This window comes from Paraburkholderia sp. BCC1886 (assembly GCF_900996245.1).
Taxonomy (GTDB): domain Bacteria; phylum Pseudomonadota; class Gammaproteobacteria; order Burkholderiales; family Burkholderiaceae; genus Paraburkholderia.
Window position 1 is genome coordinate 26149 of the sequence record NZ_CAAJGK010000041.1, and the last position, 23587, is coordinate 49735.

The window sequence follows — 23587 nt, forward strand, 5'->3', positions numbered from 1 at the left end:
TCCTAAGGGCAAAGGCGCAATTGAGTAAAGGGTTCGGCTTGCCGCTTCGTGTGTTGCGAAGCGAGCTGGTGACTCAATAGTAGCGACCTTTTGCTGCAGCGAAGCAATGTCTTATATAAGACATAAGACTTTATTTTTGCTTTGTTTTCAAGGAGATACAAAACGTGTTTTGCAATGCAAAACACGTTATCAAGCGGCGAAAAAACCGGACCGACGAAAACCGAGGGGGATTTCGCAATATGAAAAGGGCTTTCGGTGAGCGGGTAAATCAGTCTGTCCTGAGCGGCGCCACGGCTTCTCGCGCATAACGCTCGAACGACTCTCTCACGAGACTCGCGACCTTCTCGGCTAACGGCGGAAGCTGTCGGCGCCGCAACTTCACCAACCCGAAGCGGGCTCTGGATTCAACCGGCGGTTCGAGCGCAAGCTCGCGCAATTCGCCCGAGGCAATCTGCTGGACGAACACCGACCGGCTGGCCACGATGACGAGATCGGTCTGCAGCGTCGCCTGAATCATGTCGCTGAAGCTGTCGCTCTCGATGGAAATCGCCCGCGCGAAACCATCCGGCGTCGCAAACTCCTTCTGCAACAGCGCGAGCGCAAAGGGCGACAACTGCGTGCTGGCGAACTGGAACTGAATGACTTCCTGCCGCGACACTGTCTGCTGCCCCGCGAGCGGATGTCCGGCACGGACGAACAGCCCGATCGGCCATTGCGGCAGTTCTTCGATCTCGAGTTGCGCGCGATCGGACACCGTGTCGAGCGGCGCGATGTCGGCGCACATCACGTCGATCTCGCTGCTATAGAGCATTTGCAGCAGCGCGCTCGCGGGCCCCTGGCGGATGGCGATGCGGGAACCCGCCGGCAGTCCGCCACCCAGCGTCAACAAGCTCGACCCGAGCAGAGCGGCCGGCGTCGCGCCGAGCCCGATATCGACGCTGCCGAGCGCGCCGTTCTGCAACTGCTGCAAGTCGTCCCTGATCTGCTTCGCTTCGAACAGCATCCGGCGCGCGCGCCCGATCACGACGGTGCCCGCCGGCGTCGGCTCGACACCGTGCGCGTCGCGCCGGAACAGCGTGGCGCCCAATTCTTCTTCGAGACTCTGCAAGCTCCGCGAGAAAGCGGACTGACTCAGATTGACCCGCGCGCAGGCCCGGCCAAAGTGCAAAGTCTCTGCGAGTGCGACCACGTGTTCGAGTTTTCTGAGATCCATGGTGTGTCGTTATGTTGCAGAAATTGCATCGTAATTTAGCAAATTTCTCATTGGATTGCATAATTTCGGTTGCGTAGGATGGCGCCTCGGACTACAGACCAGCAGGAAAACCATGGCCAGCACCATCCAGAAACCGGGCGCCCAGCCGGCTCGCGCAGCAATCGGCGCGTTTGTCGGCACCACCATCGAGTGGTACGACTTTTATATCTTCGCGACGGCCGCGTCGCTGGTTTTCGGTCACGTGTTTTTTCCGCAGGGCAACGTGTTTCTGGCCACGCTCGGCTCGCTCGGAACCTTCGCCGTCGGCTTCTTCGCGCGACCGCTCGGCGCCGCGCTGTTCGGCTCGCTAGGCGATCGCGCGGGGCGCAAGAATATTCTCGCGATCACCTTGTTGCTGATGGGCGGCTCGACGGTGCTGATCGGCTGTCTGCCGAGCTACGCGAGCGCCGGTGTCGCCGCGCCGATCCTGCTCGTGCTGCTGCGGATCGTGCAGGGCATCGCGGTGGGCGGCGAGTGGGGCGGCGCGGTGCTGCTCTCGTCGGAACACAGCGACGCGAAGCGCAAAACTTTCTTCGCCTCGTTTCCGCAGTTGGGTAGCCCGGCCGGCATGATCCTGTCGATCCTCGCCATTCGCGCGATCTCGAGCCTGCCGAGCGATGCGATGTATAGCTGGGGCTGGCGCCTGCCGTTTCTCGCCAGCGCGCTGCTGATGATCGTGGGCCTCGTGATCCGCCACGGTGTGCACGAGACGCCCGATTTCGAAGCGGTGCGGGCGAAGGTCGCGAACCGTCCGCCTTCGGCGCTCGAAGTGATCCGCAAGATGCCGCGGCTTCTGCTGCTGGTGGCGGGCGCGAATACAGTCGGCATTTCCTCCGCGTATTTTCTCGTCGTGTTCATGCTGACTTACACGACTCAGTATCTGCATATTCCGCGAACCGTGATTCTCGACTGCGTGTTCGCCAGCACCTGCCTGCAGTTGTGCGTGAACCCGATTGCCGCGTGGCTCGCCGACAAGGTGGGCGTCGCGCGTTTCGTCCTGACCACGAGCCTGATTACCTGCGTGACGCCGTTTCTGCTTTATCCGCTGGTCAATCAGGCGACCTCGGCGTCGATCTTCACGGGTCTTGCGATTTGCGTGTTCTTCGGCGCGGCGTTCTATGCCGCCATCGCCGGGTTCTCGGCCAGCCAGTTCCCGACCGAATATCGCTACTCCGCGATTTCGATCTCCTATCAGGGCTGCGGAGCGATTGCAGGCGGCCTGACGCCCATTCTCGGGACGATCCTCGCCGAACATTTTCCGGGCAACTGGGTGCCGCTCGCGATTGCCTACTCGGCGACCGCGGCGATCTCGGCCGGCTGTATCGGCATTTTGATGCGACGCGACTCCCCCGTCGTCTTCAAGACGGCTGCAGCTTCCACCGTGAGCGACTGAACCATGAACGCCAAGACCTCTCTCCTTCCTCTGGACATTCCGACACTCAGGGCGGCCGTCGAAAGCCATCGCGACGAATCGGTCGATCTGCTGCTGAAGCTGGTTTCGTTCCCGTCGCTCGTCGGTCGCGAACAACCGGCGCAAGCGTTCGTGCGCGACACCTTCGAATCGCTCGGACTCCAACTCGACGAATTCGAGGTCGATCAAAACACACTGGAAACGCACCCCGCGTGGTCGCCCGGTTCGATGGATTACGCGGGCCGTCCGAACGTCGTCGGCATTCACCGGCCGCGTTTTGGCGAAAGCGGCCGCTCGCTGATCCTGAACGGTCATATCGATGTCGTGCCGGTCGGCGACGAACGGCTGTGGACTCGGCCGCCCTTCGAGCCCTACGTCAGCAACGGTCAGGTGTTCGGACGCGGCAGCGCGGACATGAAGGCGGGCATCACCGCGTTCATCATGGCGTGGAAAATCCTGCGTGAACTCGGTCTCGAACCGGCAGCGCCGGTGTATCTGCAATCGGTGATCGAAGAAGAGTGCACGGGCAACGGGGCGCTGTCCTGTCTGGTGCGCGGTTATACCGCCGACGCCGCCATCATCCCCGAGCCGACCTCGTTGCGCGTGATGGATGCGCAGATGGGCGTGATCTGGCTCGAACTCGAAGTAAGCGGCAAGCCCGCGCACGCGGCTTTCTCCGAGAAAGGCGGCAGCGCGATTTCGATGTCGTTCGACCTGTTCGCGGCGCTCAAAGAACTGGAGGGACGGCAGAACGCGCCGCAATGCCGTCATGCGCGTTACGCCGATCACTTCAATCCGGTCAAATTCAATCTCGGCACGATCGAGGGCGGCGAGTGGACGTCGTCCGTCGCCACCAACTGCCGCTCGACGATTCGCGTGGGCACCTATCCCGGCACGACCGTCGAACAGGCGATTGCCGCGATTCGCGAGGCGCTGGATCACGCGCTCGAACACCACGCCAATCGCGAGATTTTCAGCTACACGCTGAGCGAGGTGGGATTTCGCGCCGAAGGCTTTGCGCTCGACCACGACATTCCGCTGATTGCCGAATTGCGGCGTTGCCATCACGAGGTCCTGCACGGCGAGGCCGGCATGATGGCCTTTACCGGGACGACCGATGCGAAGTTCTTCAACCTGTACGGCGAGACACCGGCGGTGTGCTACGGACCGGGCGGAGAGAACACGCATGGCATCGACGAATCCGTCGCGATCGACGAACTGCTGGATTCGATTACGGTCATCGCGTGGTTCATCGTCAACTGGTGCAAGTGCAATCCGATCAAATAAGAACTTGACCACACGCTATAGGGCCACCCAGCCGGGCGTGAGTCAGCTCGGCGCCTCCATCGGTATCAACAAACGCTTCTGAGCTCTTCGAGTAGCGTGACGCGCATTTTGCCGCGTCACGCATGAAGCTAATCCACCTTGTTTTGCATCAAGCCGCGCAGAGACGCTGTGCCGCGGTGAACACGCGCTCGCAGTAGTCCATTGCATGCGGCCCTTCGAATTGCTTCGCGGTGTATTCGCAGGTTTCGGGGCTGGGAAACGTCAGCTTCGCGCCGCCCGACATCGCCTTGATCTGCGACTGGCATGCACGTTCGAGATAATGAATATTCACGAACGCCTCGGCAATCGTGCGGCCTCCGGCGAGCAGCCCGTGATTGCGCAGAATCATCGCATTGTGCTGGCCGAGATCGGCGATCAGGCGAGCGCGTTCGTCGAGATCGAGCGCCACCCCTTCATAGTTGTGGTACGCGATACGCCGGTAAAAACGCAGCGCGTGTTGCGTGATCGGCAGCAAACCGTCGGCCTGACACGCAACGCCGATTCCGTCTGCCGTGTGCGTGTGGACCACGCAGGCGAGATCATGGCGTGCCGAATGAACCGCCGAGTGAATCGTAAAACCGGCTGCATTCACGTACTGGCTATCGGGGTCGCCGTCTTCCATGGGATTGCCGTCCAGATCGATCTTCACCAGATCGTCCGGTGTCATTTCATGGAACATCACGCCGTAGCGGTTGATGAGGAAATGTTCCGTCTCCGGCACGCGTGCGCTGATGTGCGTGTCGATGATATCCGTCATGCGGAAATGCGCGACCAGCCGGTAAAGCGAGGCTAGTTCGATGCGGGTTTTCTGTTCGGCGGCGCTGCGCACGGGCGGGGTTTGAGTGATAGCTTGACTATTCATGGTGTCGTGAAGATCAGGAGGTGGAAGGGCCTTCTTCGCGCGCGCGCATCAGCGCAGCCAAAGCCTGAGTATCGCAGCGGCCTTGCGTTTCAAGGGCGGCAATCACGCCGTGGCGGTCGGCAGCCGAGCGGTCCTGGTTGAGTTTGAATTTGCCTTCGATCCGTGTCAATTCGATTTCGACACCGGCAATCGCTTTCAGGCGCGGCAGGATCGTGTCTTCGGGCATACCGGGAAAGCTCCACGCGCCGCCCAGCGGCGTGTCGTAGTGAGCCACCGTACGCGTGAGAATGTCGCGCACGGCTTCGGGTTCTTCAATCAGACGCAGGCGGCCGCTCGCGTGGATCGCGGCATAGTTCCAGGTCGGGAACGTATGCTGGTCTTCGTACCAGCTCGGCGAGACGAACGCATGCGGGCCGGAGAAGACCACGCGCACATCCTTGGCTTCGCGTAGCTGCTCGAAGTGTGGATTGGCGCGCGCGAGATGCGTGGTGAGCGTGCCGTGCTCGCCGCGCGTCGTATCCAGCAGAAACGGCAAATGGGTAATGCCGACTGCGCCGCGAGTCGAACTCACCAGCATGGCGAAACTCCACTCGCGCATATGCGCGTGAAGGGTCGCGAGCTGGTCTTCGGCGTAAGCCGGTTTGATATACATCCTGGTCTCCTGACATGAAAGCGCGGCGGCGATGCATGCGCCGCCGCGTGATTTGAGGCTCAGCGCGCGTCGCGCGAGGCAATCTCCGCGATCCACTCGACGGTTTCGTCGAACGCGCGGCTGGCGACGTCGGCAATGGACACCGCTTCGAGAAAGCTATGGACCGTGCCCGGATAGATGCGCGCGGTTACGTCGACGCCTGCCTGCTTGAGCCTGGCTTCGAAGTCCAGGTTGTCGTCGTACAGAGGATCGCATTCGGTGACGACCATCAACACGGGCGGCAAACCGCCGACATCGGCATTGAGCAGGTTGTAACGCGGGTCCGAATAATCTTCCACGCTTGTGAGGTAGAGGCCGCGGAACCACAGCATCATGTGCACGGACAGACCGTAATCGCCCGCGCCATAACGGATCACCGAATTGCGGTTCATGTTCGCCCCGTAGCCGCCGTAATTCAGTATCAGCCCGTCGACGATCGGCTCGTTCGCGGCGCGCAGCGCCACGCCAATGCCAGCGCTCAGATTCGCGCCGGCGGAGTCGCCGCCGAGGAACACTTTGCCCGCTTCGTAGCCGAGCGTCTGCGAGTTCGCGACGATCCAGCGCACGACTTCGAGACATTGCAACGACTGGCCGGGAAAGCGCAGTTCCGGCGCCCGCACGTATTCGACACCCACTACGACCATGCCGGCACGGTGCGCGTATTCGCGCATCAGGCGGTCGTGCGTATCGTTGCTGAACAGCACATAACCGCCGCCGTGCAGATAGATGAAGACACCGCCCTGTTTCAGCGTGTGCGGCGTGTAGACGCGCAGGCGCGCCGGCCCTTGCGCGGTCGTTATATCGTGTTCGACGGTCGACGCCATCGCGGGACCGCCTTTTGCCCAGGGCGCGCGAACCTGTTCGGCGATGGCGCGACCCTCTTCGAGAGAGACGGTGTCGCGGCGAGGAAAGCGCGACGCATCGCTCGCCATGCGTTTCGCAAACTCGGCGATCTGCGGATCGAGCGGCGCGGGAATGCCGGTCGGCGGATAGATGGCTGGGTCCAGATTGCTCATGAAGACTCCGTTCTGTTCGGGATGCAGGGAAAGGCGCGTCGTGTCGCGGCCATCCTGCGCCGCGACTGACGCTCAGAAGCGTTTGTTGATACCGATGGAGGCGCCGAGCTGACTCACGCCCGGCTGGGTGGCCGCATAGTTGTAGATGCCGATGGTGCCCACGTCCTGGTTCGACATGTAGCCGACGTTGGCGTAGAGGTACGTGGTCTTCGACAGGAAGTAGCGTGCGCTCGTCGTCAGCAGCGCCGAGTGCTGGCCCTTGCCCTGATAGTCGTAGCGGCCCGCAGTCAGGTCGAACGTGAGCGCGGGCGAAGTCCAGTACCCGGCCGTCGCCCAGTACACCGTGCCGCGCGGCGTCAGTTGCAGATCGCCGAGCACGCGCGTCGCGCCGACCGAGACGATGAATTTCGTGGGCACCGAATAGCGCGCCGACACCGTATAGCGCTCGTCGGACCGTCCCGAGTTGTCGACCGCGGTGGCAATCGTGCCGCGCGTGTTTTCATACGTGAAACCGGTGGTGAAGTAGCCGAGGTTGTATTCGAGCGCAGCGCTCATATACCGGCCGGCGACGTTGCTGCCCGGCTCCTGCTGGCCGAAGCCGTACATCGCCTCACCGGAGAATCCCGCGAAGGTGGGCGACAGGTACTTGATCGAGTTGTTCACGCGCAGCGTGGTGAGCGGCACGGATTGCAGCGAGAGCAGCGAATAGCTGGCGAGCGAGGTCGGGTCGTACGCGAGCAGACGGTCGAACTGCACGCCGTACTGACGACCGGCGCTGAGCGTGCCATACGGGCTCGACCAGCCGACCAGCGCGGTCCGGTTGAAGATCACGCCGGAAGAAATCATCGCGCCGCTGGTCGGATCGAAACCGTTTTCCAGCTGGAACAGAATCTTGTTACCGCCGCCGATATCTTCGAGGCCGCGAAAGCCGAATCGCGAAGGCCAGAAACCGGCGTTGATCAACGCAAGCTGCGAGCCCTGCGTCGTACCGCTCGCGCGATTCAGATACTGCGCGCCGACGTCCAGCATGCCGTACAGCGTGACACTGCTCTGCGCGCTGGCGAGCGCAGGGAGCAACGCAAGTGAAAGCGCTGCGATTGTTGTTTTATAACGCATTACCATTCTCCGAGCCTTTGTTTAGATTGTGATGAGGATGACTACATACGTAATCCATCACTCCTCGCGGGCGAAGAGTGACGGTGGGGAAGCAACGATCGGGGTGCTGAAGGACAGACGGTGCAGCGGTATTCCGGAAACCTGCGGACTGCTTTAACCCACGGTGCGCGGCAACTCGTAATCGGTGCCCGTGTGCGGCGCCACCAGCCAGTCGCGGCCCGGCATCGCATCGAGCAGACTGCGCGTGTAAGCGTGCGATGGCGCGCTGAAAATCTGCACGGCACTCGACTGCTCGACCACCTTGCCGCGTTGCAACACGACGACCCGATCCGAGATCTGCGCCGCGACGCGCAGGTCGTGCGTAATGAACAGCATCGTCAGGCCGAGTTCGCGCTTGAGTTCGTCGAGCAGGGCCAGGACTTGCGCCTGCACGGAAACGTCGAGCGCGGAAACCGCTTCGTCGGCAATCAGCAGGCTGGGCTTCACGGCGAGCGCACGGGCAATCGCAATGCGTTGCCGCTGCCCACCGGAGAATTCGTGCGGATAGCGGGCGAGGGCGGTCGCGCCGATTCCCACGCGTTCGAGCAGTTCCGTGGCGAGCGTCACCGCCTGTTTGCGCGGCGTGCCGGCCAGAATCGGTCCCCGCACGATCGCTTCGCCGATGGTTTGCCGCGGATTGAGCGACGCGAACGGGTCCTGAAACACGATCTGCGCGCGCCGGCGGTAAGACTGCAAATCCCGGCGCGAGAGTGTGAGCAGATCTTGCCCGTCGAGCCGGATCGATCCGGAATCGGGCTCGATCAGTCGCATGATCATACGGCCCAGCGTCGTCTTGCCCGAACCCGACTCGCCGACTACCGAGACGGTCTCGCCCTGATACACGTCGAAAGCGATATCGTCGGCGGCCGGCACGACGCGCGGCTTGCCGAAGAAGCCGTTACGCGACACGAAGGTCTTGCGCAACGCGCGGACTTCGAGCATCGGTGCGCGCCCGGTCGTGGCACGGTCCAATGCGGCGGCGCCGCGTGTCGGCACGTCGCGTCCCGGCACGGCGTCGACCAGGCGCTGCGTGTAAGCATCTCGCGGCGCGCGCAACACCTGGTCGCGTTCGCCGGCTTCGACCAGCCTGCCGTGACGCATCACGATCACGCGGTTGGCGATATCCGCGACCACGCCGAAATCGTGCGTGATGAACAGCACGCCCATCTGCCGTTCGAGTTGCAGTTCGCGGATCAGATCGAGAATCTGCCTCTGCGTGGTCACGTCGAGCGCCGTCGTCGGCTCGTCGGCAATCAGCAACTGCGGCCGGTTGACGAGCGCGATGGCGATCATTACGCGCTGCCGCTGTCCGCCGGAAAGCTGGAACGGAAAACTGCGCATGATGTGGTCGGGCGCGGGCAGGCCGACCGACGCGATCATCGCGAGGCAGCGCTCCTGAATCTCGCGGCGTCCGCTTTTGCCGTCATCGTGCAGCACGATGGCTTCGGCCAGCTGCTGGCCGATGGTCTGCAGCGGATTGAGCGCGCTCATCGGGTCCTGGAAGATCATCGCGATCTTCGAGCCGCGCAATGCACGCATGCGCTCGCCGTGCAGTTGCGCGAGTTCTTCGCCGCCGAGCTTGATGCTGCTTCCTGCGGCGATCGTCACGCCGCGCGGCAGCAGGCCGAGCACCGCATGCGCGGTCATCGACTTGCCCGAACCGGACTCGCCGACGAGGCAGACGATCTCGCCGCCGCGCACGTCGAACGACAGCGCCTCGACGGCATGGGCACGGTCCGCCTTGGCAGGCAGGGCGATGGACAGATTGCGGATGGCAAGCAAGGGAGCGACCTCGGCAGCGGGGTTGGTTGAGACGAGCTTGATCATCGGCGTGAGATCCTCGGGTTGAGCACGTCGTTGAGTCCTTCGCCGACCAGGTTGATGGCGATGACGGTGAGCAGGATCGCGAGACCCGGGAACACGCTCATCCACCACGCAACGCGGATCATCGTGCGGGCCGCGCCGATCATGAAACCCCAGCTCATCAGGTTCGGGTCGCCGAGGCCCATGAAACTCAGCGCGCTTTCGATCAGGATGGCGTTGGCGATGCTGAGTGACGCCGTGACGATGATCGGCGACAGTGCATTCGGCAGGATGTGCAGCATGACGATGCGCCACGCCGGTTCGCCCTGGCAACGTGCGGCCGTCACGAAATCGCGCTCGCGCAGCGACAGGAACTCGGCGCGCACGAGCCGGGCGAGTTGCGGCCAGCTCACGAGCGCGATGGCGATGGTCAGCGTCTTGATGGACGGCGTCAGGATCGCGACCAGCAGCAGCGCGAACAGAAAGCCGGGAATCACCTGGAACATCGACGTGAAGCGCATCAACCATGCGTCGGCGCGGCCGCCCAGATAACCGGAGATCGAGCCGATCGCGAGGCCGAGCACGAGCGCCGCGGCGGTGGAAGCGCAACCGATCAGCAGCGACACGCTCGCGCCGTGAGCGATACCGGAGGCGATATCGCGGCCGAGACTATCCGTGCCGAGCAGCGCGCCCGCGCTGTGCGGCGGCAGGAACGGATCGCCGGCGGAATCCCACGGGCTGCCGGGAAACAGCACGGGCGCGAGCGCGGCCAGCACGACGATGGCGAGCAACAGGATCAGCCCGATCATGCCGCTGGGATGGCGCGCGTAAGAGCGAAGAAAGTTTCGCATGAGAAATCCTGAGTGATGAGGCAGAAGCGAAGCAGAGGCAAGACAAAAGCAATCAGTTCGAACCGATACGCGGATCGACCACGCGGTAAAGCAGATCGGTCAGCCAGTTGAACACCACGACAATGGCCGACAGCACCAGAAACACGCCCTGCAGCACCTGATAGTCGCGTTGCAGCACCGCGTCGTAGGTCAGCCGCCCGATGCCCGGCCACGCAAACACCGTTTCGATCACCACGGAGCCGCCGATCAGCGTGCCCGCCTGCAGACCGGCCATCGTGACGACCGGCAGCAGCGCGTTACGCAACATGTGACGCCACAGAATGCGTCGCGGCGAGGCGCCTTTTGCGCGCGCCGTCTTCACGAAGTCCTGATGCGAGACCTCGATGATCGACGCGCGCATCAGTCGCGTATAAATGGCGAGATAGAGCATGCCCAGCGTGACGGCGGGCAGCACCAGATGCTTGCCGAGATCGACCATCGCCGCCCACGTGCTCAGGTTCTCGCCGATGCTGCGATAGCCGAACGCGGGCAGCCATTCGAAATGCACCGAGAACAGCAGCACCAGCATCAGACCGAGCCAGAACACCGGCGTCGCATAGATGAGCAGAGACAGAATCGTGATGGCCGAGTCGGCCCAACTCCCTGCACGAATCCCTGCGAGACAGCCGAGCAGCACGCCGCCCACCAGCGAGAGCACGAATGCGCAGCCCGCCAGCAGCAGCGTGGCCGGCAAACGCTCGGCGATCAGCGACAGCACCGGACGCTGCTGACGGTACGAATAGCCGAGGTCCAGTTGCGCGACCTTGCCCATGTAAGTGGCCAGTTGCAGCGGCAGCGGTTTGTCCAGACCGTATTCGGTCCGGATGCGGGCCACGAACTGTTCGTCCACAGCGCCCGACTGGCCCGCGATCACGAGAGCGGGGTCGCCTGGCGCGGCGCGTACCAGCAGGAAGTTGAAGACGGCGATCATCAGAATGATGCCGATCATCTTCGCGAGTTGCGCGACTGCGCTTGCGCCCAAACGCACGGCCATGCGCGTGAAGTGGGCAGGCGAGCGGGTACCGGCATGCATGACGGGAGTGCTCATCGATTAACCTTTGAAGAAAACCTTGTCGAAACTTTCGTGCACGCCGATTGCCGTCGTCACCACGTTTTGCAGCCGCTTGTCGTAGATCGTCGGGAAGTCGAGTTCGCACAACCATGCAACCGGTACATCGTCGACCAGCACTTTCTGCATCTGAGAGTAGATGGCCTGGCGTTTGGCCGGATCGGTTTCGCTGGCGCCGGCCTGGGCGAGCTTGTCGACCTCGGGGTTCGAATAGCCTTCCGTATTCGAGAACAGGATCTTGCGAATGTTGGAAGACACGTAAGCGCGCGTTACGCCAATGGCCGGATCGCCGAACTGGTACAGCGAGTTCACGGTCATCTGGTAGTCCCAGTTGGCGACGCGCTGAGCCCAGCCGCCGGCGTCGGTGGTTTGCAACGTGACCGCCACGCCGATCTTGCTGAGCGCTTCGCGCAGGAACTCGCAGGTCCGCGTGAACGACTCGCCATACGGCGGCACCAGCAGCGAGAGCCGCGCGCGAATGCCGCTCGCGTCCGGCTTCAGCCCCATCTGGTCGAGCAGCGCAGTGGCCTTGGGCACCGAGTAGTCGTACTTGCGCACGTTGGCATCGTAAAAGCGCGTGCGCGAGCTGATTGGGCCGGTGGACACGCGTCCATAGCCATAAAGGATTTTTGAGCGGATAAACTCGCGATCGACGGCATGCATCACGGCCTGACGGAAGCGTTTGTCGTCCATCGGCTTGACGCGGTTGTTCATGTCGAGCCACAGGATCGGCGCGAAGTACTCGTAGCCCTTGGTCGTCATCGTTTCGTTCGGCGCGGCTGCGAGCCGGCGTGCGTCGAACAGTTCGAGGTCGGTCCATTGCGTGAGCTGCACGGTGCCTTCTTCGAGCGCCAGCGCCCGCGAAGCGCCGTCGGGGATGATGTGATAGATCAACCCGTCCAGATACGGCTGGCCTTTACGGAAGTAATCCTCGTTACGTACGAGCTGGATATGCGAGCCGCGCACCCACTCCTTGAACTTGAACGGCCCCGTGCCGATGGGCTTCAGATTCGCCGGGTTCTTCACGACGTCGGTGCCCGCATAGATGTGCCTGGGCATGACCGGCAGGTTCGCAATGTCGAAAGCCGAGAGGAACGGGCCAAACGGCTCCTTCAGCTTGAAGACCACGGTGTTCGCATCGGGCGCGGTGATCGACGCGCAACGCCCGAAGATGTCGCGGGCGCGCGGGCTGGTTTGCGGCAGGAACTCGGTGGCCGTGTACACCACGTCGGTGGCGCTGAAAGGCTGACCGTCATGCCACTTTACGTTCGGTTCGAGATGGAACGTGTAGGTCAGCGCGTCGGCCGAGACTTCCCATGACCGTGCGAGGCTCGGCAGCGGCTTGAGGTCGAAGTCATAAGTGAGCAGGCTCAGGAAAATCTTGCCGGAGACGGTTTGCGTGGGCGTCTGCTGATTGACGGCGAGATTGAGCATGGGCGGCTCGGGCTGCAAGATCGAATTGAGTACGCCGCCTTTGGTCTGCCCGTAGGCGCGTGTAATACCCATTGGCATTTCGACGGCGCCCAGCGCAGCCATGGCGGCGATGAGCTTGTTGAACTCTCTTCTTTTCATTCGTGATCCCGTGTGCAGTAAAGGGCGTTCGGCCAGTGTGTGGAAAGCTTGGGTAAGCATTGCGCCGCGCGATGAATGCGGCAGCGAACGGTAGCAAGACTAAGCACGCACAATCATGCCGTCCAATACTGAAACAATTGCCTAACGATGCTTTTGTCTTATATGCTTTCGCCATGAACCTTCGCCGAATCGAATATTTCTTGTCCGTCGTGGATGCAGGAACCATCACGGCCGCCGCGGCGCACTGTGGAATCGCGCAACCGGCACTGAGCCGGCATATCCAGGCACTGGAAGGCGAGGTCCGGCTCAAGCTGTTCTATAACAACCGCAATCGCCTGCAATTGACGCCCGCCGGGCGTCAATTCGTTTCAATGGCACGCGCGCTCCTGACCATGTCGCGTCATGTCGAGACCGTCGTAGGCAGTCTCGCGAGCGGTCACATCACGCGCTTGCATCTGGGCGCGACGCCCAGCACGGTGCGCTATATGGTCGCGCCTTTTCTGGCGACGTTGCCCTCCACCGCGCCTACCGTATTGACGCGCGAAGTCGATCACTATCACGTGTACGACACGCTGCAGCACGGCATCGACCTGGTGATCTCGCCCACACCGTGCCCGAAGGAATACAGCTTTCGCGTGCTGGGGCATTTTCCGTTGCGGGCCTATGTGAAAGGCGACCATGCATGGGCGCAGGCGCAACGAACCCATGTCACGCTGCGCGAACTGGTGGCCGAGCGGGTGCTCGCGCACAGTACTCGCGGCGTTAGCCGCCATGTGCTGGATGCGGCGGTCGCGCGTCAGGGTTTGCGTTATGAACATCTGGACGAATGCGACGACGGCTCGACCATGGTCGCGCTATCGGCGAGCGGTCACGGCGTGGCGGTGACGACCGACCCCGCGCAGTACGGCGCCTATGGCGTGGAGATCATGGAAGTCGGCGACGCCACCGGCACGCTCATGCAGGACGAGGCGGACGCCGGGCCGCTGTCGCTCACGCTCTACGCCGCGTGGGACCCCGAGCATTACGGTGCGACGACCATCGAAGGACTGGTGGGGGAGTTGCAGGCGCATCTGAAGCGTACCCGACGCTCCATGCGTGGGAGCACCGTCGCGTACGGGTAAGCATTAAGCCGGTCAGTAGCCGCGTGTCCGGTCGATCGCATTGACCGGCGCTTCTCCCGCGAACGCGCGGCGCAAGTTCGTCACCACCTGTTCGACGATCACTTCGAAGCGCGCCGACGACGCCATATGCGGCGTGACCAGCACTTTTGGATGCGACCACAACGGACTGTCCTGCGCGAGCGGCTCGCGAGCGAACACGTCCAGCATGGCGCCACGCAAATGCCCGCTGTCGAGCGCGTCGAGCAGATGCGGCACGACCAGATGCTCGCCGCGTCCGCAGTTGATAAACGCGGCACCCGGCTGCATCGCCGCGAAGGTCTGCTGGTTGAAGATGCCGTTGGTGAGCGGCGTGAGCGGCAGCAAACACACCACCACGTCGCGATCGGCGAGAAACTCGGGCAAAGCATCGCTGCCCGCATACGTGCGCCATGCCGGATTGTCCCGTGCAGTGCGAGCCCAGCCCGTCACGTCGAAGCCGAGGTTGGCGAGATAATCCGCCACCGTGTTGCCCAGAACGCCGAGCCCCATGATGCCGACCCGTGTCTGCGGCGCGGCCTGTTGCACGGGCGTGCGCCAGCTGCGCGCCGCGCGGTCGGCGGCGACTTCGTCGAAACGGCGGTGATAGTAGAGCGTCGCCCACGCGACGTATTCGGCCATGCCGCGCGCGAGATTCGGGTCGATCACGCGGCACACCGGCACCTGCGGCAGTTCGGGATCGGCGAGCGTATTGTCGACCCCGGCGGCCACCGACGAGACGATCTGCAATTGCGGAAAACGCTTGAGCACGCCGTGCGGCGGATGCCAGCAGATGGCGCCCTTCACCGCGTCGGCGGGGACCGCTTGCGCGTCTTCGGCGTTGCGGATCAACTGGAAATCGAATTCAGGCGCTGCCTCTTCGAGCATTTCCTTCAGGCGTGAAAAATCAGTCGTCGTGCTACAAAGCAGAATCGTCGTCATGCTGAGAAATGGATTGAGACCGGCATTCGGAGCCGGTCCCGGGTGGTTGTGTCGGGCTCGACGGGGCGTCAGGCGGGCAGCGCTTCCACGCCGCACCACTCGACGATGAAGCGTGCAAAAATTTCCGTGACTTCGATCATGCTGGCGAGCGACACGCTCTCGTCGAAGCCGTGTACGCTGCGTGCAATCGGCCCGTAGTTGGTCACCGGCACGTCGAGCATCTTGCGGAAATGGCGGCCGTCGGTCGTCGCGGTCAACGCAACCCGTTCAATGGGTGCGCCGTTCACGCTCTCGTGCATCGCGCCGAGCAACTGGATCGGTTCGGCATCGAGGTCGTATTCGCAACCCGGCGCGTGGAAGCCTTCATAGCTCACGTTCACGCGAATGTCCGGCTGGTTCAGCGCGAGCCGCGCGGTTTCGATGCAGGCTTCGGCCTGGCGCTTGGCTTCGTCGATATCGGTATTCGGATAGCACGACAGGCGCAAGCCGATTTCGCATGTCGACGGCACCGACGAATTCCATTCGCCCGCATGAAGCTGGCCGATGTTGAAGTTGATCGGGTGCGGATGGTCGCGATACAACGGGTGACGGTTTTCCGGCAGGTTCAATTCCGCTTCGAGTTCCTTCAACGCCGCAATGAAATGCTGCGCGGCTTCGAGCGGGCTCACGCCGTCCTGCATATAGGCGGCGTGCGAAGGCTTGCCGACTACTTCGACCGTCATCCAGAACACGCCGAGTTGCGCGGACGAGAGCTTTTGATGCGTCGGCTCGGGAATCAGCACGGCGTCGAAGGCGGTCAGCTTGGCGGTATTGATCGCATGGCGCAGTGCCGAGACTGTCGCGAGCGTGCCGTTGCCGGTGTATTCCTCTTCGAGCACGCCGTTGAAACCGACGTTGGCGGCCGGTTGCACGCCGAGCTCGCGCAAGGCCTTGAAGGCGGCGAGCGCGCAGACGATCCCCGCTTTCATGTCGCCCGCGCCGCGGCCGTAAATCCAGCCGTCGTGCAGCTTCGATTCGAAAGGCGGCTCGCTCCAGAGTTCGGCGGGACCGGTCGGCACCACGTCGAGGTGGCCGTTGAAGAGCACCGAGCGGCCCGTGCTGCGTTCCGGGCGATGCACGGCGAGCACGTTATAACGGCCGCCGTCGGGACAGCACGGCATGGAGAACAGCGGTTCGTCGCGCAGCAGATCCGTGCGTAACATGATGCGTTCGGATTCGAGGCCGAGCGTCGCGAGTTCCTGCTCGAGAAATTCGGCGCCCGGCATTTCTTCGCCGGGCAGGCTCTTCGCTCCGACGAAGCGCGTGAGGGTTTCGGTCAGATAAGGGGTGAGTCGGCGCACGGCTTCGGCGATCTGCTCGACGCTCGGCACGCTCGACACTTCGGGTTGCTCGATTGACACGAGTTGCTCCTGGCGGTTAAGTCCAGGTGAAGGCTACAAGTTGGCACTATGAGCGTCCAATGCCGAAACAATTGGGTATGGATGCTGCCGCTGTATGGCGGCGCCCGCATGACCGCAAACTCGTAGCCCGACCGAACCACCGGGCAACCCGTTTCGTCACCTAGAAATACGACAGGTTCGGCAACGGCGTGCCGTGAGTGACCTGCTTGCCGACGGCCAGCGCCTTGTAGACCAGCGGATTATGCGCAGTCACCGTGCGCAGCGCGCGCCAGTGCCGGTCGAGCCGTTGCGAACGGCGCGTCGCCGAAGCACCGCCCAGTTCGAACAGTTCGCCGCCCGCCCGTAACGCGAGTTCGTCGACGATGATCTTGGTCTTCGCGGTGCTGGCCGCAGCCTGCTCGAACGCATGGGTCGACACCTCGCCGGCCGTCGCGCTGGCGAAGCCGGTTTCTAGCCACTGCGCCGCTTCCAGCACGCCGACGCGCGCGAGATGCGCGACGCTTTCCAGGCGGCCGAGCACCGATTGCAGCAACGGGTCGTCGGCGGGCACTTCGTCCACCGCGTGATAGAAGTTGCGCTCGCGCGATCGGAGGAGTGCCGCCGCGTCGACTACCACACGCTGCAGGATGCCCGCCACGACGGCGGACAGATACAGCTGCGCGAAGGTCGCGAAATACGGCAGACGGGTCACGTGGCGCTCGTCGGTAATCTCTTCGGGGGCCACGGCGACATTCGTATACGTGGTGGTGCCGCTGGCGGTGAACTGCTGGCCGAAGCCGTCCCAGTCGTCGGCGATGTGCACGCCCGCACGGCGCGCGGGCACGACGACCTTGATGGGACGTTGCCCGGCGTCGGCCGCGTAGACATAGATGTGATCCGCGTACAGGTTGCCGGTGCTGTAGAACTTCTGGCCGTTCAGACGTAGTCCGTCCGGGCCGGGCGTCACGGCGGTCTGATAGACGAGATTGCCGACGTTGGCGCGGCCCAGTTCGGTCGCCGATGCGCCGAAGGTCTCGCCACGTGCGATCCAGTCGAGATAGGTAACGAATTGCGGCAAGCGGCTCTGATCGATCAACAGCGTTTCCACCACGTTCAGCGGATTGCGGAACGCGTGCGCGACGTTAGGATCCGCTTGAGCCAGGTCGATGACGAACGCGAATAGCTGCGTGAGCGTAATGCCGCCGCCGCCCCGCTCGCGCGGCAGTCGCAGCGCGCCGAGGCGGGCGTCTTTCAGACGCTGCATGGTGGCGCTGAAGGCGGCCGTGTCGCGGTCGGGCTGGGCTTCCTGTTCGGCGACCCACGGTAGCAGCGCGCGCAGATCGGCGAGTTCGACAGGAGGGAGGGAAGAAGCGGTCACGGTGGGGAGATCCTTGAAGAGAGATGTTTAGCGAGAGTGGTAACGCTCAGGCCTCGTCGTCGGTATCCACGCCGAGCGTCGCCAGCAACTGCTCGCGCAGCGCCGCGAAGGCGGGATGACTCGGGCGGCGCGGCCGCGGCAGTGCGATATCGATGTCCGTGCCGATGCGGCCGTTTTCAAGCACCAGCACGCGGTCGGCGAGCAGCAATGCTTCATCGACATCGTGCGTGACCAGCAGGACGGTGGCGCCGTGCGCTTTCCAGACTTCGGCGATCAGGCGCTGCATCTGCATGCGCGTGAGTGCATCGAGTGCCGCGAACGGTTCGTCGAGCAGCCATAGTTCCGGATTGCGCACGAGGGCGCGTGCCAGCGCGACGCGTTGCGCCTCGCCGCCGGAGAGCGTCAGCGGCCAGGCATGCAGGCGATGCGCGACGCCCACTTCGCCGAGCGCCGCGGCAATCACGCCCGCCGGGTCGGGCCCGCGCAAACCGAGCGCGAGATTCTGCTCGACGGTTTTCCACGGCACGAGGCGCGGTTCCTGAAACACGACCGAGCGTCGCGCCGGCACGTCGATGCTGCCGGCGGGTGCCGCATCGAGCCCGGCCAGCGTGCGCAGAAGCGTCGACTTACCCGAGCCCGAGCGGCCCAGCAACGCGACGAACGCGCCGCGCCGGATCTGCAGATCGAGATGGTCGAGCACGGCGTGCTCGCCGAAACGCCGGGTCAGTTGCCGTACGCGAATCACGGGATCGGCGACGGTTTCGACAGCGGGCGCCGCGACGGCGCGCAGCGGAATGGCATTCATCGACTAGTCCTTGAGGTTCGACGGACGCCATACCAGCAGGCGCCGTTCGGCGGCTCGCACCAGCGCATCGGTGCCGAGACCGAGCAGCGCATAGACCAGCAGGCAAGCCATGATGATGTCGGTGCGCATGTAGTCCTGTGCGGTGATCGCGAGATAACCGATGCCGCTCGACGCGTTGATCTGTTCGCCCACCACCAGCGAGAGCCAGGAAATACTGAGCGCGTAGCGCAGCCCGACCAGAAACGAAGGCAACGCGCCCGGCAGCACGATGTGGCGAATCTGCTCGCTGCGCGTCAGATCGAGCGTGCCCGCCATCTCGACGATTTTTGCGTCGACACCGCGAATTCCCGCGAACAGGTTCAGATAAATAGGAAACAGACAGCCCAGCGCGACGAGGCCGATCTTCGGCGTCTCGCCGATGCCGAACCACAGAATGAAGAGCGGCACGAGCGCCAGATGCGGCAACGTGCGCGCCATTTGCAGGAGCGCGTCGACCGCGTCTTCGCCGCGCCGCGACAGACCCGCGCCGAGCGCGAGCACGGTGCCGAGCGTGAGACCGATGGCGAGGCCGCTCGCGGCGCGCCCGAGCGACACCAGCAGATGCCGGCCGAGTTCGCCGCTAAGCGAGAGGTGCCAGAGTGTCGTGGCGATCTGCGAGGGCGAAGAAAAGCGTCGCTCGTTGACGAGTCCTGCCAGCGCCGCGACTTCCCATATCACGAGCAACAGCAGCGGCACGGCGTAGCGCCGCACGCGCGTAAAGCCTGGACGGCGCGTACCAAGACGCGCGCCGCCAAGGGTGAGACTGGTATCAGCCATGACGCTGCTCCCGATGAGTTGAGCGCAGGCGGCCGCCGCCGTAGCCGGGCCGCCGCGCAAGGTGTCGTTCAGGCTTGCGTCGCGAAGCTGGTATCGAAGGCCGGGCTGACATCGCCGAGAGACTTCTTGAGCATGCCGTAGCGGTAAAAGCCGTCGGCTGCGTGCTGCAAGGCGGTGCGCACATCGGGCGTGAGGGCTTCGGGCGTCGGCTTGAAGTCTTTCAGCAACGAGCGGGCCGTGACGAGGTCGAGCCTGGTGTCCTGCGCGAGTGCGTTCGCAGCCGCCTCCACGTTGGCCAGTGCCCAACGTTGCGCGCGCTCGCTGCGCGCGAGAAAGTCGCGTACGTGCTCGCGTTTCGTGCGCGCGGCGTCCTGGTGGACCAGATAAAAGTTGTTGCCGCTATATAGCCACGACACGTCCCGTAGATCGGCGACCGGATACGCCTTGTTCTGCTCGATCGCCAGCGTCGAATACGGTGCCCAGGTCAGCCACGCATCCACGGCGCCGGCGGCAAACGCGGGTTTCGCCGCGGGCGGATCGAGAAACACCAGTTCCACGTCGCTCACTTTGAGACCCGCTTTATCCAGCAGGCCATAGGCCATCAGTTGCGGACCACCGCCTGCGTTGACCGCGAGCTTCTTGCCCTTCAGATCGGCCACGCGATGAATGCCGGAATTCGCCTGCGCGAGCAGCGGGACGAAACTCGGCGCGAACTTGATCGCGCTGACCGCGCGCGCCGGACAACCGGCGGCATACGCGAACAGGAACACCGTATCGCCGGTCTGGCCCACGTCGAGCGCGCCGGCATTGAAGGCTTGCAACTCCGGCTGACCCGAATGGAATTTGCTCCACTCGATCGAGTACGGCAGATTTTTCGCTTCGCCCGATGCTTCGAGAAAAGCCTTCCAGCCGATCGAATTCATGTCGCCCACGCGCAGCACGTCCTGCGCGCGCGCCGAATTGCCGAACGTGAAGGTGCTGGCCGCAGCGCCGAGTCCGGCGAGCAGCAAACGGCGTCGTCGTTGCGAATGCTCGCTGAGCGATGAGTCGACGAGGGAGGTGGGTGTCGATTGAGTCACTATGGTCAAAGTCGTCTGGGAATGGGAGGCGCGGCTTATGAAGGCCGCGCAGGCCGCTTCGCTTTAAAGCGCGTAGCCGGGATTGGACTTGTCGAGCAGGCGCTTGAGCGCGGCGAAATGCAGTTCGTGATACGGCTTGCCGGTCCACGCCGCGCCTTCTTTCGCGCCTTCGGTGTACTGCTGATGCACCTTGTCCTGCTGCGCCTGTGAGAGCAGGCGCAGCGGCTGGCCGGTCGAATAGGCGAGTACCTGAAAGCGCGCGGCGCGCTCCAGCAGATAAAGCCGGTCGTAGGCCTGCGAAACCGTGCGACCCGTGACGATCACGCCATGATTGGCCAGAAACAGAATGCTCTTGTCGCCGAGCAGGCCGGCGAGTCGCCGCCCTTCGTCGATGTCGTATGCGAGGCCGTCGTACTCGTCGTCGTAGGCGATGTGCTTGAGCAGCAGCAACTCCGCTTGTCCGATGGGCAGCAGCCGTTGATCGGCCAGTCGCGTGAGTGCCGTCGTGTACGGCATATGGGTGTGCAGCACGGCCGCATGCCGCACCGGATCGGCCTGATGAATCGGCAGATGAATACACAACGCCGACTGTTCGACGATGCCTTCGCCGGCAATACGCTGGGCTTCGTAATCGAGCACCAGAAAATCCGTCGCCTTGATCTCGGCCCAGTGCAAGCCGAACGGCGCAACCAGGAAGCGCCCGCGAGGATCGGGCAGCGCCAGCGAAAAATGATTTGCAATGCCTTCATGAAACTCGTGCATCACCGCCGCGCGATGTGCCGCGGCGAGATCGATACGGCCCGTCGTTTCGATATCGGTGAGGGTAGGGTGATCCGCTTCTGCCATGTCTTCGGAGCCTTGGTCGGTGACTGAATGGAATAGAGACGCTGCGAGTATTCTGCGGTGCGTCGAACGAGCCGGCCAAACATGAATCCTGGGTTCGCAAATGTGCGGGCGAATAATTTAGTTATCCGCTGCAGTGTGGATTGCAAATGACGTATTAGCCTTTTCGTGCGTCCCGCATGGCTCTTATGATTTTGTCCGGTTGCTTTGCCGCGACGATCGCCCGGCAAAGTTTTGCAGACAACGTCGCCCGCCAGCGGGCGACTCAACGAAGCGGCGGAACGACGGCATGTCGACAGCGGAACACGCAGGCAAGGTTTATTGGGTCTCGGGCGCATCGGGCGCGCTCGGCGGTGCGGTGGCGCGCCATCTCGCGGAACACGGCGCGCAGGTGGTGGCCAGCGCGCGCTCGGTGAACAGCGAGCAGTTCGCCGGCACGCCGAACGTGCACGTGCTGCCGCTCGACGTGACGGATGCGCACGCGGTGGACGAAGCGGCGCGCACGATCGTGAGCCGCCACGGGCGTCTGGACGGCGTCGTGGCGAGCACTAACGTTGCGGCATTCGGCGATTTCCTCGATCTCGCCGACGACGACTGGTCGCGCGTGATCGAAGCCAAACTGCTCGGCACGGTGCGCCTTGTACGCGCCGCGTTGCCGACACTGATCGAACAGCGTAGCGGTTCGATCGTCGTCATCAGCGGACGCGGCGGTATTGCTCCGCCGCCGCAGCATTTTCCCGGCGCCAGCATCAATGCGGCGCTCGATCTGCTGGTGCAGGGACTCGGCCGCCGTTACGGACAATTCGGCGTTCGAACGAACGCGGTGGCGCCCGGGCCGATCCGCTCGCCGCGTTACGACGAACTCGAGAAGGCCGACCTCGGCGACAAAAAAGGTGCGGACAGTTACGCGCAAGTGGCGCTCGGTCATCCCGGCGAGCCGCGCGATGTCGCCGATGCCGTGGCCTATCTGCTCTCCGATGCGGCGCGCTTCGTCAACGGCTCGCGGCTCGCGGTCGATGGCGGCGGCCCCGGCTACGCAAGTTAGGCCACGTCATGGCAACCGTTCAGTTGCAGAGTGTCGTGAAGCGCTATGGCGGCGCGCCGGTCGTCGATACGGTGTCGCTCTCGGTCCGTGATGGCGAATTTCTCACGCTGCTCGGTCCGAGCGGTTGCGGCAAGACGACCTGCTTGCGAATGATCGCGGGTTTCGTGACGCCCGACGCGGGCTCCGTGCATATCGGCGGCGAAGACGTCACGCGGGTGCCCGCGTATCGGCGCGATACCGGCATGGTGTTTCAGCAATACGCGTTGTTCCCGCATCTGACGGTCGCGCAGAATCTCGCATTCGGTTTGCGGGTGCGCAAGCTGCGTGCGAACGAAATCAAAGCCCGCGTGGCGGAAGCGCTGGAACGCGTACGGCTCGGCGACTATGCCGGGCGTTACCCCGAACAGTTGTCCGGCGGTCAGAAGCAGCGGGTCGCGTTGGCGCGTGCGCTGGTCATCAATCCGCGCGTGTTGCTGCTCGACGAGCCGCTCGGTGCGCTCGACCAGCAGTTGCGCGAGGAATTGCAGGCGGAGATCAAGCGGATTCAGCGCGAGGTCGGTATCACGACGATCTTCGTGACGCACGATCAGGCGGAAGCGGTCAGCCTGTCGGATCGTATCGTCGTGATGCGCGCGGGCGGCATCAGCCAGATCGGTTCGCCGCAAACGCTGTATGACCGGCCCGCGAACCGTTATGTCGCGAGTTTCATCGGCAAGATCAATCTGCTGGAGGTGAGGGCGAGTGGCGCCGTAGCGCCCGGCGCTTCCGGGGCCGGTCTCGTTCCCGTCAGCACGCCGGATGGGTTGCGCCACTGGGACGCCGCGTTCGATCACGCGCGCGCGCCGAGCGCCGGCGAACCGCTTTTGCTCGCGCTGCGTCCCGAGCGGATTCAACTCGCTGCGAATCTGCCGAACCGTATCGAAGGCCGCGTCGAACTCGCGACGTATGCGGGCGACGGCTGGTATCTGGACGTCGCGACAGGGGGCGACACTCGCCTGCTGGTGAAAACCAGCGGCCGCGCGGCACCGTCTGCCGGCGAGCACGTAACGCTCGGCTGGCATGGCGAAGACGCGGTGCTGCTGCGCGACGAGGTGGCCGCATGAGTCACGAGGCTGCC

21 protein-coding genes are annotated in these 23587 nt (G+C 63.6%); 5 read left to right on the forward strand and 16 right to left on the reverse strand.

Annotated features, from left to right (window positions below; translation table 11 throughout):
* Positions 1 to 268 precede the first annotated feature (268 nt).
* Positions 269 to 1213, reverse strand: a complete 945-nt coding sequence (locus FQ746_RS09960) for a LysR family transcriptional regulator (RefSeq protein WP_144108964.1) — start codon at positions 1211 to 1213, stop codon at positions 269 to 271.
* Between the two features lie 112 nt (positions 1214 to 1325).
* On the opposite strand from FQ746_RS09960, the gene FQ746_RS09965 reads away from it, so the two are divergent.
* The gene (locus tag FQ746_RS09965; protein WP_144108966.1) at positions 1326 to 2645 is read left to right on the forward strand and encodes an MFS transporter; all 1320 of its coding nucleotides are present in this window, start codon (positions 1326 to 1328) and stop codon (positions 2643 to 2645) included.
* A gap of 3 nt (positions 2646 to 2648) precedes the next feature.
* Positions 2649 to 3950, forward strand: coding sequence for an ArgE/DapE family deacylase (locus tag FQ746_RS09970; protein WP_144108968.1), 1302 nt, complete (start codon positions 2649 to 2651; stop codon positions 3948 to 3950).
* Positions 3951 to 4098: 148 nt separating this feature from the next.
* On the opposite strand, the gene FQ746_RS09975 is transcribed toward FQ746_RS09970, so the two are convergent.
* The 8 genes from FQ746_RS09975 to FQ746_RS10010 form a co-directional block, all read right to left on the reverse strand.
* A complete protein-coding gene (locus tag FQ746_RS09975; RefSeq protein WP_144108970.1) occupies positions 4099 to 4851 on the reverse strand; it encodes a class II aldolase/adducin family protein in 753 nt (250 codons plus the stop codon).
* A 13-nt stretch (positions 4852 to 4864) separates the two neighbouring features.
* Entirely contained in the window at positions 4865 to 5503 is a 639-nt protein-coding gene (locus tag FQ746_RS09980; protein ID WP_144108972.1) for an FMN-binding negative transcriptional regulator, read from the reverse strand.
* A 59-nt stretch (positions 5504 to 5562) separates the two neighbouring features.
* The gene (locus tag FQ746_RS09985; protein WP_144108974.1) at positions 5563 to 6558 is read right to left on the reverse strand and encodes an alpha/beta hydrolase; all 996 of its coding nucleotides are present in this window, start codon (positions 6556 to 6558) and stop codon (positions 5563 to 5565) included.
* Positions 6559 to 6630: 72 nt separating this feature from the next.
* Positions 6631 to 7674: a porin gene (locus FQ746_RS09990; RefSeq protein WP_186310683.1), complete on the reverse strand. Its 1044-nt coding sequence runs from the start codon at positions 7672 to 7674 to the stop codon at positions 6631 to 6633.
* Between the two features lie 153 nt (positions 7675 to 7827).
* Positions 7828 to 9540 carry an ABC transporter ATP-binding protein gene (locus FQ746_RS09995; protein WP_144108978.1) on the reverse strand — a complete coding sequence of 571 codons (1713 nt, stop codon included), beginning with the start codon at positions 9538 to 9540 and terminating at the stop codon, positions 7828 to 7830.
* Positions 9537 to 10367, reverse strand: a complete 831-nt coding sequence (locus tag FQ746_RS10000; RefSeq protein WP_144108980.1) for an ABC transporter permease — start codon at positions 10365 to 10367, stop codon at positions 9537 to 9539. The genes FQ746_RS09995 and FQ746_RS10000 overlap by 4 nt, the downstream gene beginning before the upstream one ends.
* Before the next feature lie 52 nt (positions 10368 to 10419).
* Positions 10420 to 11400, reverse strand: coding sequence for an ABC transporter permease (locus FQ746_RS10005; protein WP_144109630.1), 981 nt, complete (start codon positions 11398 to 11400; stop codon positions 10420 to 10422).
* 57 nt (positions 11401 to 11457) lie between these two features.
* On the reverse strand, positions 11458 to 13047 hold the full coding sequence (locus FQ746_RS10010) for an ABC transporter substrate-binding protein (RefSeq protein ID WP_144108982.1): 1590 nt from the start codon (positions 13045 to 13047) through the stop codon (positions 11458 to 11460).
* 173 nt (positions 13048 to 13220) lie between these two features.
* Between FQ746_RS10010 and FQ746_RS10015 the strand changes: the two genes are divergently transcribed.
* The gene (locus FQ746_RS10015) at positions 13221 to 14168 is read left to right on the forward strand and encodes a LysR family transcriptional regulator (RefSeq protein ID WP_260853968.1); all 948 of its coding nucleotides are present in this window, start codon (positions 13221 to 13223) and stop codon (positions 14166 to 14168) included.
* Between the two features lie 12 nt (positions 14169 to 14180).
* On the opposite strand, the gene FQ746_RS10020 is transcribed toward FQ746_RS10015, so the two are convergent.
* The 7 genes from FQ746_RS10020 to FQ746_RS10050 all read right to left on the reverse strand — a co-directional run bounded on the left by FQ746_RS10020 (position 14181) and on the right by FQ746_RS10050 (position 21428).
* Positions 14181 to 15125, reverse strand: a complete 945-nt coding sequence (locus FQ746_RS10020) for a 2-hydroxyacid dehydrogenase (protein WP_144108986.1) — start codon at positions 15123 to 15125, stop codon at positions 14181 to 14183.
* Positions 15126 to 15193: 68 nt separating this feature from the next.
* Positions 15194 to 16525, reverse strand: a complete 1332-nt coding sequence (locus FQ746_RS10025; RefSeq protein WP_260853969.1) for an ArgE/DapE family deacylase — start codon at positions 16523 to 16525, stop codon at positions 15194 to 15196.
* A gap of 160 nt (positions 16526 to 16685) precedes the next feature.
* A complete protein-coding gene (locus tag FQ746_RS10030) occupies positions 16686 to 17882 on the reverse strand; it encodes an acyl-CoA dehydrogenase family protein (protein ID WP_144108988.1) in 1197 nt (398 codons plus the stop codon).
* A 46-nt stretch (positions 17883 to 17928) separates the two neighbouring features.
* The gene (locus FQ746_RS10035; protein ID WP_144108991.1) at positions 17929 to 18687 is read right to left on the reverse strand and encodes an ABC transporter ATP-binding protein; all 759 of its coding nucleotides are present in this window, start codon (positions 18685 to 18687) and stop codon (positions 17929 to 17931) included.
* A gap of 3 nt (positions 18688 to 18690) precedes the next feature.
* Entirely contained in the window at positions 18691 to 19503 is an 813-nt protein-coding gene (locus FQ746_RS10040; RefSeq protein WP_144108993.1) for an ABC transporter permease, read from the reverse strand.
* Positions 19504 to 19571: 68 nt separating this feature from the next.
* Positions 19572 to 20582, reverse strand: a complete 1011-nt coding sequence (locus tag FQ746_RS10045) for an aliphatic sulfonate ABC transporter substrate-binding protein (RefSeq protein ID WP_144108995.1) — start codon at positions 20580 to 20582, stop codon at positions 19572 to 19574.
* 63 nt (positions 20583 to 20645) lie between these two features.
* Complete coding sequence (locus tag FQ746_RS10050) at positions 20646 to 21428, reverse strand: class II aldolase/adducin family protein (RefSeq protein ID WP_144108997.1); 783 nt, start codon at positions 21426 to 21428, stop codon at positions 20646 to 20648.
* Positions 21429 to 21714: 286 nt separating this feature from the next.
* Here FQ746_RS10050 and FQ746_RS10055 point away from each other — a divergent pair, with 286 nt between their 5' ends.
* Complete coding sequence (locus FQ746_RS10055) at positions 21715 to 22470, forward strand: SDR family NAD(P)-dependent oxidoreductase (RefSeq protein ID WP_144108999.1); 756 nt, start codon at positions 21715 to 21717, stop codon at positions 22468 to 22470.
* Positions 22471 to 22478: 8 nt separating this feature from the next.
* Positions 22479 to 23573: an ABC transporter ATP-binding protein gene (locus FQ746_RS10060; RefSeq protein ID WP_144109001.1), complete on the forward strand. Its 1095-nt coding sequence runs from the start codon at positions 22479 to 22481 to the stop codon at positions 23571 to 23573.
* Positions 23574 to 23587: the final 14 nt, after the last annotated feature.